At 74.2% G+C, this 13,293-nt stretch carries 10 protein-coding genes; 6 read left to right on the top strand and 4 right to left on the bottom strand.

What is annotated here, in order from left to right; genetic code table 11:
- Positions 1-89 precede the first annotated feature (89 nt).
- Complete coding sequence (gene yczR / locus ACZ5D2_RS40315) at positions 90-1,577, bottom strand: MocR-like transcription factor YczR (RefSeq protein WP_371675874.1); 1,488 nt, start codon at positions 1,575-1,577, stop codon at positions 90-92.
- Between the two features lie 88 nt (positions 1,578-1,665).
- On the opposite strand from yczR, the gene ACZ5D2_RS40310 reads away from it, so the two are divergent.
- From ACZ5D2_RS40310 to ACZ5D2_RS40295, 4 genes are all read left to right on the top strand, one after another.
- Positions 1,666-1,899, top strand: coding sequence for a hypothetical protein (locus ACZ5D2_RS40310; RefSeq protein ID WP_371675875.1), 234 nt, complete (start codon positions 1,666-1,668; stop codon positions 1,897-1,899).
- A complete protein-coding gene (locus ACZ5D2_RS40305; RefSeq protein WP_468936676.1) occupies positions 1,827-2,510 on the top strand; it encodes a nucleotidyltransferase family protein in 684 nt (227 codons plus the stop codon). Before ACZ5D2_RS40310 ends, ACZ5D2_RS40305 begins: the two co-directional genes overlap by 73 nt.
- Before the next feature lie 272 nt (positions 2,511-2,782).
- Positions 2,783-4,402: a malate synthase A gene (gene aceB / locus ACZ5D2_RS40300; RefSeq protein WP_371675877.1), complete on the top strand. Its 1,620-nt coding sequence runs from the start codon at positions 2,783-2,785 to the stop codon at positions 4,400-4,402.
- 191 nt (positions 4,403-4,593) lie between these two features.
- On the top strand, positions 4,594-5,895 hold the full coding sequence (locus tag ACZ5D2_RS40295; RefSeq protein WP_371675878.1) for a GDSL-type esterase/lipase family protein: 1,302 nt from the start codon (positions 4,594-4,596) through the stop codon (positions 5,893-5,895).
- Positions 5,896-6,104: 209 nt separating this feature from the next.
- Here ACZ5D2_RS40295 and ACZ5D2_RS40290 read toward each other — a convergent pair whose 3' ends face one another.
- Together ACZ5D2_RS40290 and ACZ5D2_RS40285 are read right to left on the bottom strand one after the other, a co-directional pair.
- Positions 6,105-7,184 (bottom strand): Rossmann-fold NAD(P)-binding domain-containing protein, encoded by a 1,080-nt coding sequence (locus ACZ5D2_RS40290; protein WP_371675879.1) that lies wholly within the window; start codon positions 7,182-7,184, stop codon positions 6,105-6,107.
- A 217-nt stretch (positions 7,185-7,401) separates the two neighbouring features.
- Entirely contained in the window at positions 7,402-9,396 is a 1,995-nt protein-coding gene (locus ACZ5D2_RS40285) for an ATP-binding protein (RefSeq protein WP_468936671.1), read from the bottom strand.
- A 149-nt stretch (positions 9,397-9,545) separates the two neighbouring features.
- Here ACZ5D2_RS40285 and ACZ5D2_RS40280 point away from each other — a divergent pair, with 149 nt between their 5' ends.
- Positions 9,546-10,661, top strand: coding sequence for an Lrp/AsnC family transcriptional regulator (locus ACZ5D2_RS40280; RefSeq protein ID WP_371675881.1), 1,116 nt, complete (start codon positions 9,546-9,548; stop codon positions 10,659-10,661).
- Positions 10,662-10,818: 157 nt separating this feature from the next.
- Here ACZ5D2_RS40280 and ACZ5D2_RS40275 read toward each other — a convergent pair whose 3' ends face one another.
- The gene (locus ACZ5D2_RS40275; RefSeq protein WP_371675882.1) at positions 10,819-11,448 is read right to left on the bottom strand and encodes a TetR/AcrR family transcriptional regulator; all 630 of its coding nucleotides are present in this window, start codon (positions 11,446-11,448) and stop codon (positions 10,819-10,821) included.
- Positions 11,449-11,495: 47 nt separating this feature from the next.
- Here ACZ5D2_RS40275 and ACZ5D2_RS40270 point away from each other — a divergent pair, with 47 nt between their 5' ends.
- A complete protein-coding gene (locus ACZ5D2_RS40270; protein WP_371675883.1) occupies positions 11,496-13,130 on the top strand; it encodes an FAD-dependent oxidoreductase in 1,635 nt (544 codons plus the stop codon).
- Positions 13,131-13,293 lie beyond the last annotated feature (163 nt).

Raw genomic sequence — 13,293 nt, 5'->3', positions numbered from 1 at the left:
GGCCCCGCACCATCGCAAGCTCCCCAGCCCTCATACCGCCAGCGAACTACCGAACACCCAAGGTGACAAGACCGGCTAACAAAGCACTACTAGGCCACCCAGTACGGGCGCTCCACCCCCGGGGCCAGCGGAACCCCGTCGTGGAAGGCCTGCGCGAGGAGGCGCACGCCCTGGTCGAGGCGGTCCGCCGGCAGGGTGTACGGGATGCGCAGGCGGTGCTCGAAGGTGCCCGGGTCCACCCCGAAGCGGGCGCCGCGGCCGATGTGCACGCCCGCGGCGGCGGCCCGCTCCGCGAGCGCGGAGCTGACCGGTTCGCCGAGGTCCACCCAGAGCGACAGGCCGCCGGGCGGCAGCCGCCAGGACCATTCGGGGGTGTGCCGCTGGAGGGACTGGGCCAGGGCCGCGCGCTGGCTCCGCAGCTGTGCGAGCCGGGCCGGCAGGGTCCGGTCCAGCCGCTCCATCAGGGGCAGGGCGACGACCTGGTCGAGCACGGAGCCGGTCATGTCGGCGGACACGCGGACGGCCGCCAGCTCGGTGATCAGCTTGGCGGTGGCTCGGATCCAGCCGACCCGCAGGCCGCCCCAGTGGGTCTTGCTGAGCGAGCCGATGGTGATCACGTGTTCGGCGCCGGTGCGCCCGCCGAGGGAGGCCAGCGGCGCGGGCGCGGGCACGTCCAGCGCGATGTCGGCGATGGTCTCGTCGACCACCAGCCAGGTGCCGGCGGCCCGGGTCGCGGCGAGCAGCCGCAGCCGCTCCCGCTCGGGCATCAGGGCGCCCGTCGGATTGTGGAAGTCGGGGATCACGTACGCGAGCCTGGGCACGGTCTGCCCCAGCGTGGACTCGGCGACGTCCATGTCCCAGCCCCGGTCGGAGACGGCGAAGGAGCCGGTGCGCAGCCTGGCGTGGCGCAGGGCGTCGAGGGCGTTGGCGTAGGTCGGGTTCTCGGTGACCACCCGGTCCCCGGGGCGGCAGAGCAGGCTGACGACCAGGGCGAAGGCCTGCTGGGCCCCGGCCGTGACCAGGATCTGCTCGGGGCGGGTGGGCAGGCCGCGCCCGGTGAAGCGGTCCGCGACGGCCTCGCGCAGGTCGGGCAGGCCGAAGGGGTGGTAGCCGGGGTTGCGGGCGAGCGCGGGCAGCCGGGGCGCGGCCCAGGCCAGGGCTTCGGTGAGGCTGCCCTCGGGGGCGCCCATGGCGGCGATGGCGAGGTCGATGCCGGGGTCGCCGTCGGCGTTGAAGCCGCCCGCGCCGACGATGGAGTGGGCGCCGACCGGGCGGTGGCCGTCGGGGAGCTCGGTCCAGGTGCCGGAGCCGCGGCGGCTGCGGACGTAGCCGCTCTCGCGGAGCAGGTCGTAGGCGGCGGTGACGGTGGCCCGGCTGGCTCCGACCCCCTCGGCCAGCTCGCGCTCGGCGGGCAGCCGTACGTGCAGGGCGATCCGGCCGTCGAGGATCAGGGTGCGCAGGGCGTCGGCGAGGGAGCGGTAGCCGGGGCGGGCCCGTACCTCGGCCGGGAGCATGGCCGCGAGCTGGCGGCTGCCGATCATCCTGTCCGCCGTATGGACCACTCGCCCGTATGCCATGCCAACCTCCCCCGATTGGCTCTGCCTGCCAGGCCAATCAAGGTCCAGACTCGCCGTATTGGCCCCCGATTGGCAAGGAGAAGCCATCATGCCGTCCGAGGTGTTCACCGACCGTGACGAACGCGCCCTGCTGCTGCGCGCCGAGAACCGGATCTCCCGGCCGCTGCGGATCGGGGCGGCCCTGGCCGCCGTGGGCGCCCTCCTGGCGCGGCGGCCGCGCGGCGCGGGTGAGGAGCGAGAATCGCAGCCATGCCAGCGGAAACAGAGCAGGATCCCGGCCGCAGCCCCGGCGGCCGCCCCGACCGTTCCACAGCCCCACTGACCGGCGCGCGGGGCCCGGGTGCGGCGGCGGTGGTCGCCGGTCTGCTGCTGGCCGGCGGCGGCGGCCGCCGGCTCGGGGGGCGGCCGAAGGCCCTGCTCCCCTACCGCGGCCGGCCCCTCGTCGAGAACGCCGTGCGCGTGCTGCGCGAGGCCGGCTGCGATCCGGTGCACGTGGTGCTGGGCGCTTCCGCGGCCGAGGTCCGGGAGCGGGCCGACCTGAGCGGCTGCGTGGTGGTGGACAACCCGGACTGGGCCGAGGGCATGGGCTCCTCCCTGCGGGTCGGCCTCGCGTCCCTGGCCGGGACGGGAGCCGGCGCGGCCCTGGTGTCGCTGGTGGACCAGCCGGGCATCGGGGCGGAGGCGGTGGCCCGGGTACGGGAGGCGTACCGCTCCCCGACGAGTCTGGTGGCCGCCTCGTACGACGGGGAGCGCGGCCATCCGGTGCTGTTCGGGGCGGACCGCTGGCCGGACATCGTGGCGACGGCGACCGGGGACCGGGGCGCGCGGGTCCATCTGAAGGAGCACGCGGAGGAGGTCATGCTGGTGGAGTGCGGGGACGTCGCCGCCCCTTTCGACATCGACACCCCGCCCGACCTGGCACGTCTGGCTTGAGGAGCGCTTGGGCATCACTTGAGCGGGCTGTGACCGTTATGGCACTGAGGGCCACGGGTGATCGGAATCTGTCGACTCAGAGAATCTCGACATCAACAAACCATTGAACTTCCACCATGAGGAAATTACTATCCACTGGTCAGAAGCGCCCTGAACCACAGACGGCGCCCGCGACCGTTATCCGGAACTCTCCACACCCGACGGCACTGCGTGCCGTCTCGCGCGAGCATTCCCCGCGGCCGCCAGGCACCGCCGCTGAAGGAGTGACAGATATGTCCGCACCAGCGCCGTCCCCGCTGGCCATCGTCGACGCCGAGCCCCTGCCCCGGCAGGACGAAGTCCTCACCGAAGCGGCCCTCGCCTTCGTGGCCGAGCTCCACCGGCGGTTCGCCCCCCGCCGCGCCGAGCTCCTCGCCCGACGCGGCGAGCGGCGCGCCGAGATCGCCCGGACCTCCACCCTCGACTTCCTCCCGGACACCGCACAGGTCCGCGAGGGAGACTGGAAGGTCGCGCCTGCCCCGGCCGCGCTGAACGACCGCCGCGTGGAGATCACCGGTCCGACGGACCGCAAGATGACCATCAACGCCCTCAACTCGGGCGCCAGGGTCTGGCTCGCCGACTTCGAGGACGCCTCGGCTCCCACCTGGGAGAACGTCGTCCTCGGCCAGCTCAATCTCATCGACGCCTACGAGCGCCGCATCGACTTCACCGACCCGCGCACGGGCAAGGCGTACGCCCTGAAGCCCGCCGACCAGCTCGCCACCGTCGTCATGCGGCCGCGCGGCTGGCACCTGGAGGAGCGCCACCTCAGCTTCGAGGGCGGCCCCGCCTCGGGCTCCCTCGTGGACTTCGGCCTCTACTTCTTCCACAACGCGCAGCGCCTGATCGACCTCGGCAAGGGCCCGTACTTCTACCTGCCGAAGACGGAGTCGCACCTGGAGGCGCGCCTCTGGAACGAGATCTTCGTCTTCGCCCAGGACTACGTCGGCATCCCGCAGGGCACCGTCCGCGCGACCGTCCTCATCGAGACCATCACCGCGGCCTACGAGATGGAAGAGATCCTCTTCGAGCTCAAGGACCACGCGGCGGGCCTCAACGCGGGCCGCTGGGACTACCTGTTCTCGATCGTGAAGAACTTCCGCGACGGCGGCGAGAAGTTCGTCCTGCCGGACCGCAACGCGGTCACCATGACGGCCCCCTTCATGCGCGCCTACACCGAGCTGCTCGTCCGCACCTGCCACAAGCGCGGCGCGCACGCCATCGGCGGCATGGCGGCCTTCATCCCGTCCCGCAAGGACGCCGAGGTCAACAAGGTCGCGTTCGAGAAGGTCAAGGCCGACAAGGACCGCGAGGCGAACGACGGCTTCGACGGCTCCTGGGTCGCCCACCCCGACCTGGTCCCGATCGCGATGGCCTCCTTCGACGCCGTCCTCGGCGACAAGCCGAACCAGAAGGACCGCCTGCGCGAGGACGTCTCGGTGGCCCCGGGCGAGCTGATCGCGATCGACTCCCTCGACGCGAAGCCCACCTACGACGGCCTGGTCAACGCCGTCCAGGTCGGCACCCGTTACATCGAGGCGTGGCTGCGCGGCCTCGGCGCCGTCGGCATCTTCGGCCTCATGGAGGACGCCGCCACCGCCGAGATCTCCCGCTCGCAGATCTGGCAGTGGATCAACGCCGGAGTCGTGTTCGAGAACGGCAAGACGGCCACCGCCGAGCTGACCCGCGAGATCGCCGCCGAGGAACTGGCCAAGATCCGCGCCGAGGTCGGCGAGGAGGCCTTCGCGGCCGGCAAGTGGCAGCAGGCCCACGACCTCCTCCTGCAGGTCTCCCTGGACGCCGACTACGCGGACTTCCTGACCCTCCCCGCATACGACCAGCTGATCGGCTGACCTGGGCCTTCGGCTGAAACGCACAGCAGTCGAACGCCGGGTTCCGCCCCCGTCGCCACCGAGGCGACGGGGGCGGAGCCATGTCGTGGACCGGTCGTGGGCCGGTCGAGGACCGACCGAATGGTCGGCCGTTACTTCATCGTAACCTTGCTGTACCTAGCGGTAACAAGCGGGGGCGTGTCACCTTTCCGATGCCACCGGCGCCGGCGGTACCCCCACTTTCCAAGCCACGCACCGGAGTTGCCGCCCAGCGTTTCCTCGGCGGCTCCGGCGTGGCCGACCGCAGGAGTTCCGCAGTGATCGGATTCCGCAAGGCCGGCAAGGACAGGGCCGCCGCCCGCGGCCGCGTGCGACGACTGGCCGGCGCCGCGATGGCCGTACCGCTCGCCGCAGGCGCGCTGCTGGCCGCCGGGGCCGGAACGTCGGCCGCCAGCCCGGGGACCGGGCCCACCGCCGTGGTGTCCATGGGCGACAGCTACATCTCCGGCGAGGCCGGACGCTGGAAGGGCAACAGCCTGACCAACAGCGGGAGCAGGAACGGCACCGACCGGGCGTGGGTCAGCGGCAGTTCCTACGACCCCGCCAAGGTGTACGGCACGACCGCCATGGGGTGCGACCGCTCGGACTCGGCCGAGGTGCTGAGCGCGGGCGCCGTCGCCGACGTGGCCGTCAACCTCGCCTGCTCGGGAGCCACTTCGCAGAACGTGTTCCGCGCCTCCAACGGCGGCGTGGCCTTCAAGGGCGAGGCCCCGCAGGCCGACCAGCTCGCGGCCGTGGCCGCGGCCAAGAACGTGAAGGTCATCGCCCTGTCCATCGGCGGCAACGACCTCGGCTTCGCCGACATCATCAAGGACTGCGCGCTCGACTTCGTCCTCTGGAACTCGTACTGCTACGACGACCAGCAGCAGGTCGTCGACCAGAAGATCGACGGGGTGGTCGCGGGCATCGGCAAGTCCGTCGACGAGATCCGCGCCGTGATGCGCGGGGCCGGCTACGCGGACTCCTCGTACCGGATCGTGCTGCAGTCGTACCCGTCGCCGATCCCCCGGGGCGCGGAGAACCGGTACACCCAGAGCGACTGGAGCCGGCTCAACACCGGTGGCTGTCCCTTCTGGAACCGTGACTCGGACTGGGCGCGCGACTCGCTCGTACCGCAGCTCTCGGACCGCATCAAGGGCGTCGCGACGGCCAAGGGCGTCCAGTTCCTCGACCTGCGCGACATGCTCCAGGGGCGCGAGGTGTGCGCGAAGGCCAGCAAGCTGGTCAGCTCGACCGTCCCCGCCTCGGCGAAGACGAGCGAGTGGGCGCGCTGGATCGACAACAACGAGACCCAGGGGCCGATCCAGGAGTCCATGCACCCGAACTACTACGGCCAGCTGGCCGTCGGGCGCTGCCTGGCCCTGGCCGTGGCCCAGCCCGCGAACTCCGGTTCGAGCTGCAAGAACACCGCCGGGGGCGACCACACCGGGATGTACCTGACACCGGCCCCGTAAAGCGGATGAGGTGAACGGGGCGGGCTGCCATCCTCTTGGTCATGACAGCCCGTCCCGCACGCCCCGCACGTCCGAGCCTGTACATCTCCGTCGACATCGAGGCGGACGGCCCCATCCCCGGCCCGTACTCGATGATCAGCTTCGGCGCCCCGGCCGAGGCCATGGACGCGTTCCGGGTCCCCGCCGAGGCACCGAGGCGCCGGAGCGGTCTACGCCGCGCGCCGCGGGCCGCTCGGGAGGGCGGCCAGGGCCGTGGCGAAGGCCGCGCGGCAGCGGAGCCAGTCCGGGTCCGGGGACGGCGCGTGCAGCGCGAGGAGCTTGGGCAGGAGGTCCGCCGAGAAGGCGCGGGCCGCCTCCGCCGGGAGCAGCGAGGGCAGGTTGTCGATGGCGATGACGTCCAGCGCGGGGGTGCCGCCGGGCAGCCGGCGGGCGGGGGCCGTCCAGTCGGTGAGGCGGTCGTAGACGGGCAGCAGGTGGAGCGGGGATCCGGTGTCACAGGTGATGTCGGCGATCACCGAGAGCCGGCGGGTCCCGGCGGAGGCGTCGAGGTCGGCCGCGGTGAGGAAGGGCGGCGCCGGGCGGGTGGTGAGGACCGCGTGGACCAGGATGTCGTGGCCGAGCAGCGCGGCCCGGTCCAGATCGCGGGTCGCGGCCCGGTCCCAGAGCGTGGGCCGGATCCCGGCGGTGATCAGGGCGTCGCGGGCCCCGCGTCCGCTGCGGCCGCCCGCGCCGGTCACCAGGGCCCGTAACGGCCGGCCCTCGCGGGCCCGGCGCAGCCGCGCGTCGAGTTCGGCGCGGGGCAGCGGGGCCAGCGGAGCGGTGAGCCGGCCGCGCGCGTGCAGTGCGGCCAGGGCGGCGCCCGCGTACCCGGCCCAGTAGCCGAAGGCGGCCAGCCTGCGGCCCTGCGCGTCGGCGAGGTACTCCAGGTCGAACAGGGTCCCGCCGCCGGCCGCGAAGCGCCTCAGCAGCTCGGGGCCCTGCGCCTGCCCCTTGTAGGCGTGCCCGAAGTACACGTGCCGGTGGTGCAGCCGCTCGGGTGTGGGCGGGAGTTCCTTGAGACCGAGGACGTACGCCGACCGGGGCGCGGACCCCGCCCAGGACCCGGCCGGGGCGGTGGCGCAGCCGGCGGCCGCGTAGGCGTCGAGCGGGAAGACCCGGTGGCCGGACTCCTCCACCGTGATCCGTACGCCCTGCCGGACGAGCCGCGCGGCGTCCTCGGGGGTCAGCGGTGCGCGGCGCTCGGTGGGTCGGGTCTCGCTGCGCATCCAGAGCTGGGGGAGCTGCGACATGGCTGTACCACCTGTCCGTTCGGCGGGGTGGGTGGGCTCATGCGATGTCTTTCCGCGTCGTATACGGCGTACGCGGGATCGGCGCGGCAACTCCGGGCCCGGGAGCCCCCGGGGCCCCGCCCGTCGACACCCGGCCCAGGGCCCGCCGGGGACCGGCCCGGACCCCGGTCGGCGGACCCGTCGGCGGACCCGTCGGCGGACCGTCCGGCGGCCGGGATCAGAGTTCCGGGAGGAGGGTCCGCAGCGGGGTCCCGGCCCCCTCCGCGAGCGCCGCCCGGAAGGCCTCCGGGTCCATCCGGGCCCGTAGGACCCGCTCCGCCCGCGGGAGGCAGGCGCTGGCCGGGCGGATGCGGGCGACCGCTCCGAGCAGCCGCGCGGACTCCTCGTAGCAGCCCGCGTCGGCCTCCAGTTCGGCGAGCAGCTCCGCCGAGAGCGCCTGCCCGAGCCCGTCGCCGAGGAGCAGCTGGATCTCCAGGGCGCGCAGCAGTTCGGCGCGGGCCAGCGCCGGGCGGCCCTCGCGGCGCTGGACCAGGGCGTGGGCGTATCCGGTCCAGGAGCGGGCCCACAGGTCCACCGGCCCGTCCGGCGGGCCGTCCTCGACGGGGACGGACGCCGGGTCGGTGTGCGCGAGCGCCATCGTCAGGGCCGCCCGCAGCGCCTCCGGTCCCGGTCCGAACTCCGGCTCCGGGGGCAGCAGTTCGAGTGCCTCGCGGAATTCGGCGGCCGCCTCCCAGGGGCGGTCCCGCCAGAGCGCGACGAGCCCACGCAGGTGCGCCAGGTAGGCCACGCAGGCGTCCTCTCCCTCCTGCACGGCCGCGGTCCAGGCCTCCACCAGCAACGGATCGGCGGCTTCCGCCTCGCCGGAACTCGCCACCAGCCAGGCGGCCAGCCACAGCGCCCGGGCGGGCCGGGGCGCCGGGTGCAGGGCCAGGGCCCGTTCCAGGTGCCGCCGCCCCTCCACGACCAGCCCGCAGGGCGACCACAGGAACCACAGCGACACGGCGATCTCCAGGGCGCCCCCGGGGCCGGCCGCGGTGAGCGGGTTCATCGCGGCGCGCAGCTCCGCCAGTTCCGCGACGGCCAGTGCGCGCGCCTCCCGCTGCGCCCCCGACCGCCACAGCCGGGCGGCCCGCTCGGCCGTCGCCCGGTACCGCTCGCGGTGACGGCGTGCCGCGGTCGCCCCGTCGCCGTTCGGGGCGAGGGCGAGCCTCCGGGCCGCGAGGGCGCGTACGGACAGCGGCAGCCGGTGGCGGCCCGGGTGCCCGGCGTCCTCCAGCAGGGCGGGGGTGATCCGCTCCAGTGCCTCGGCGGCCCGCCGCGGGGTGAGCGGGCCGAAGCCGCACACCTCGACGACGGCGTCGCGGTCGAAGGAGCCCGCGAAGACCGAGAGCCGTTCCCACAACAGCTGTTCGTCCGGCGGGGCGAGGCTGCAGGTGCGCAGGGCGTCCGCCCCGCCGGCCCGGCCGGCGCCGCCCGAGAGGAAGCCCAGCGGGTCGGCGGTGAGCCGGCGCAGCGCCTCGGCGGGTGCGTACCGGTGGGCGCGCCCGGCGGCGAGTTCCAGCGCGCCGGGGATCCCGTCGAGGGCCCGGCACAGGGCGGCGACGGCTCCGGCATTGCGTTCGGTGAGCTCGAAGAAGGGGTGGGCACCGCGCGCCCGTTCCTCGTAGAGGCGTACGGCCTCGTACCCGGCGACCTCGGCCACGGCCCGCCGGGCGGGATCGGGCGCGACGTCGTCCGGCACGGGCGCCGGCGGTACGGGCGCCGGCGGTACGGCGAGCGGCGGTACGGCGAGCGGCGGTACGGCGAGCAGGGCCTCCCCGGCCGGCCCGACGGCGCGCTGCGAGGTCGCCAGGATCCGCAGCCGGGGCAGCCGTACCAGCAGCGCGGACACCAGCGGTCCGGCCTGCGCGCCGAGCTGTTCGCAGCCGTCGAGCACCAGCAGGGCCTCGCGGCGGTCGAGCCGCCGGACCAGCTCCGCCTCCAGCGCCCCGCTGCCGTTCGGGGGCACGCCGACCATGTCGGCCCAGACCACGTCGACCCCCTGGCTCCGGCCCAGGGTGCGGACGGTGCGTACGGCCAGCCGGGTCTTGCCGATGCCGGCCGGTCCTGTGAGGGTGACCAGTCGGGCCGTGGCGAGCAGGGCCGCCGTACGGCTCAGCTCGCGCTCCCGGCCGATGAAACTGGACAGTTCGGCCGGCACCGACTGGCGCACACTCGTGCCGGGCTCCCCCACACGTCCTCCCGCTGTTCTCGCCGAGGTGTGCACTGCTGTTTGATTCAACAGTTCAGCACACAAAGAGAGATCATCAGCCGAGCGTCCGGTCGACCGGACGGTGACCGGGAGAACCACCAGGGGAAGGCATGAACTCCGCCGTTTCCGCCATCGACGACACCGACCGGGCGCTGGTCCACGCGCTCCAGCTGGCACCCCGTGCGAGCTGGGAGCGGCTGGCACCGGTGCTCGGCGCCCGGCCGGACACCCTCGCGCGCCGCTGGGACCGGATGACCGCCGCCGGGGAGGCCTGGATCACGGGCCTGGGGCTGCGGACGGGCACCCAGGCCCCCTGCATGGCGTGGGTGGAGGTGACCTGCGCGCCCGGCGCCTCCCCCACGGTCGGCTCCTGCCTGGTGGCGGACCCCCACACCATGGGTGTGGAGCACACCACGGGCGGCCGCGACCTGCTGCTCTTCGTCGCCGTGCCCGACCTGCACACGCTGTACCGCTACCTGCAGTTCCGCGTGCAGCGGATCCCCGGGGTGAGCGGCACCCGCTCCTCGATGGTCACCGCGGTGCACACCGCCCCCGACCGCTGGCGCCTGGACCAGCTGACGCCGGCCCAGACCGACCGGCTGACGGGGCGCACCCGCCGGACTGCCGCCCCGGTCTCCGCCTCGGCGCCGGGGCCGGCGGTCATGCTGGAGGAGGACCGGACCCTCATGCTGGCACTGGCTTCGGACGCGCGCCGCAGCGTGGCCTCGCTGGCCCGGGAGTCGGGGATGAGCGAGTCGACGGTACGGCGCCGGCTGGGACGGCTGGAAGCGCGGCAGGGCCTGCGCTACAGCTGCGCGATGGCCTCGGGGCTGTCCGGCTGGCCGGTGTCGGCGACGCTGTGGGCGGAGGTGCCGGAGCACGAGGTCGCCGACTGCGCGGCGGTGGCCTCGGGGCTGCGCGAGACCCGGACCTGCATGTCCGTCAGCGGCCCCTGGAACTTCATGATCAGCGCCCGGCTGCGCACCGTCGAGGAGCTGTCCCGCTACACCGCCGACCTGTCGCGGCGGCTGCCGGGGCTGCGCATCACCGACACGGCGGTGGCGCTGTGCGTGCGCAAGTCGGAGGCGCAGGAACTGGACCAGGTGGGCCGCAGGGTACGGACCGTGCTGCCGGACATCTGGCGCGACCCGGTGCCGGACTCCGGCCCCGTGCACGGGCGGGGCACCCCGCGGGGCGGGGCCCACGGCGGTCAGGGCTCTCCGTAGGAGGGAGCTCACGCGGGCGGGGCTCACCGCAGGACGGAGCACCCCGCAGGTCAGGGCTCAGGCTCAGCCCCGGTCCGGGCTCGCGCCCAATCGGGGCTCCCGCAGGCGGGAAGCCCGGCGGGCGGGGAGCCCCGTACGGCAGGCCTCCCCCACAACCTCAAGCCCCCGGGGGCAGGGCCCGCTCCAGCGCGTCGAAGGCGGCGTTGACCCGTGCGCGGTGGTCCTCGGCGATGTCCGCCGCGCGTTCCCCGGCGAGCAGCCGCCCGGCCGTGGTGACGTAGACGGTCCGGTACGCGGCCACGGTCAGGGCCGCCGTCAGCCGGGCCCCGGGGCCGCCGATCGCCTCGGCCAGCGCGTCCTCCAGCTCCTCGACGCCCTCGCGCGCCCGTGCCCGCAGCGCCGGTGAGCCGAGGACGATCCGCCAGAAGTGCGGGAAGGTGTCGCCGACGCCCGCCAGCGGGTGGCCCTGGTCGAGGAGCCTGAGCAGCAGCTCCCGCAGGCCGGTCAGCGGGGGCGTGCCGTCCGGACGGTCGCGCACCGCGTCCGAGAACAGCTCGACGGCTTCGGGGATCCGGTCGAGGAAGAGGTCCTCCTTGCGCGGGAAGTGGTTGAACACCGTCATCGTCGAGACCTGCGCGGCCTTGGCGACCTCGGCCACGGTCACGTGGTCGAAACCGCGCGCCGCGAACAGCGTCGTCGCCACGTCGGAGATCCGCTGCCGGGTCTCGCGCTTCTTGCGTTCGCGCAGCGAGCCCGTCGCCGGACCCGCGCCCTTCTCGTGTTCCATGCGGATAACTATAGCGACTACAAACTTTTAGTGACTATAGTCAAAGCATGGACTCGGACTTCGGCACAGACGCACACACGGCCCCCGCCTCGGAAGCGGGCACGGACACGGACGTGGTGGTGGCCGGCGGCGGCCCCGTCGGGCTCATGCTCGCCTGCGAACTCCGGCTCGGCGGGGCCCGCGTGGTCCTCGTGGAGCGCCGCACCGACGTGGACCCGACCATCAAGGCGGGGGCGATCAACACGCCCACCGCCGAGGCCTTCCACCGGCGCGGGATGCTGCCCGCGCTCGCCGAGGTGCAGCAGCGCGCCCTCGAACAGTTCCGGACCTTCATGCGCGACCGGCCGGGAGGCTCCCAGGACGCCCGGCCCCCTCGTACGCCGCCCCGGTTCGCCGCCCACTTCGGCGGGATCATGCTGGACGGCACCTTCCTGGACGAGGCCGACCCCGACTTCGCACACGCCGGTCCGGCCTCCGAGGTGGGCTTCGTACCGCAGCAGGACATCGAGCGGGTGCTCGCCGAACGCGCCGCGCGGCTCGGCGTCGAGCTGCTCCGGGGCGTGGAACTGACGGGCTTCGACGCCGAGGACGAGGGGGTCGAGGTCCGCGCGGCCCCGGTGGGCGGCGGCCCGGACCGGAAGATACGGGCGGGCTGGCTGGTCGGCTGTGACGGCGGCCGCAGTACGGTGCGCAGGCTCGCGGGCTTCGCCTTCCCCGGAACGGATCCGCAGATCACCGGCCACCAGGCCGTCGTCAGCATGACCGGGGCCGAGGCCCTGAAGACCGGCTGGCACCACACCGACACCGGGACGTACGTCCACGGCCCCGTCCCCGGCCGCATCCTCACGGTCGAGTTCGACGGACCGCCCGCCGACCGCGACGCGCCCGTCACCGCCGAGGAGCTGCAGAAGAGCCTGCGGCACGTCACCGGCTCGGCCGACGTCACGGTCACCGATGTGCACACCGCCACCCGCTTCACCGACAACGCCCGCCAGGCTTCGGACTACCGTTCGGGCCGCGTACTGCTCGCGGGGGACGCGGCGCACGTCCACTCGCCGTTCGGCGGACAGGGGCTGAACCTCGGCATCGGGGACGCGGTGAACCTGGGCTGGAAGCTCGCCGCGGTGGTCCGGGGCCGGGCTCCCGAAGGACTCCTCGACTCGTACACCGCCGAACGGCACCCGATCGGGGCCTGGGTGCTCCAGTGGACCAGGGCGCAGATCGCCCTGATGCGGCCGGAGCCCGCGTCCCGGGCCCTGCGCGACGTGGTCGGCGAGCTGACCGCGACCGTGACCGGCACCACCTACTTCGTCAAGAAGATCTCCGGGGTGTGGCAGCGCTACGAACTGCCCGGCGGTCACCCTCTGGTGGGCCGCAGCGCCCCCGACCTCGAACTGGCCGACGGGCGCCGGCTCGCGGACCTGATGCACGACGGGCGGGCCCTGCTCCTGGACCTCTCGGAGGACGCGGGCTTCGGGGCCGTGGCCGACGGGTACGGGGACCGGGTGCGGGTGGTCACCGCCGCCGGCCCCGCCGGACCGGCGCCGGCCGCGCTGCTCGTGCGCCCCGACGGGTGCACCGCCTGGGCGGAGGACGCCGACGGCGACCGGGCGGACGCGCTGCGCGGACTCGCCGAGTCCCTGACCAGGTGGTTCGGATCCCCCGGACCCGCCGGAGCCTGACCCCGTCGGCCGGACCCCGCCAGGGGGCCTCGCCAGGGAGCGGGCTCCGTACGGGTGCCGACACGAACGGCGGCGGGGGGGGGGGAAACAGCGGGGGGGGGGGGGGGGGGGGGGGTTTTTTTTTTTTTCCCCTCCGGGGGGTGGGGGGGGAAAAGGGGAGCAC

Source organism: Streptomyces sp. NPDC031479 (genome assembly GCF_055581065.1).
Note: the sequence above shows the minus strand (reverse complement) of the source record. Positions and strands in the feature narration are given on the sequence as shown.

Bases quoted from the DNA above. Each gene is read 5' to 3' on its own strand.
- ACZ5D2_RS40295 (WP_371675878.1), top strand. From the start codon at position 4,594: ATGCCACCGGCGCCGGCGGTACCCCCACTTTCCAAGCCACGCACCGGA.
- aceB (WP_371675877.1), top strand. From the start codon at position 2,783: ATGTCCGCACCAGCGCCGTCCCCGCTGGCCATCGTCGACGCCGAGCCC.
- ACZ5D2_RS40305 (WP_468936676.1), top strand. From the start codon at position 1,827: ATGCCAGCGGAAACAGAGCAGGATCCCGGCCGCAGCCCCGGCGGCCGC.
- ACZ5D2_RS40290 (WP_371675879.1), bottom strand. From the start codon at position 7,184: ATGTCGCAGCTCCCCCAGCTCTGGATGCGCAGCGAGACCCGACCCACC.
- ACZ5D2_RS40280 (WP_371675881.1), top strand. From the start codon at position 9,546: ATGAACTCCGCCGTTTCCGCCATCGACGACACCGACCGGGCGCTGGTC.
- ACZ5D2_RS40270 (WP_371675883.1), top strand. From the start codon at position 11,496: ATGGACTCGGACTTCGGCACAGACGCACACACGGCCCCCGCCTCGGAA.
- yczR (WP_371675874.1), bottom strand. From the start codon at position 1,577: ATGGCATACGGGCGAGTGGTCCATACGGCGGACAGGATGATCGGCAGC.
- ACZ5D2_RS40275 (WP_371675882.1), bottom strand. From the start codon at position 11,448: ATGGAACACGAGAAGGGCGCGGGTCCGGCGACGGGCTCGCTGCGCGAA.
- ACZ5D2_RS40310 (WP_371675875.1), top strand. From the start codon at position 1,666: ATGCCGTCCGAGGTGTTCACCGACCGTGACGAACGCGCCCTGCTGCTG.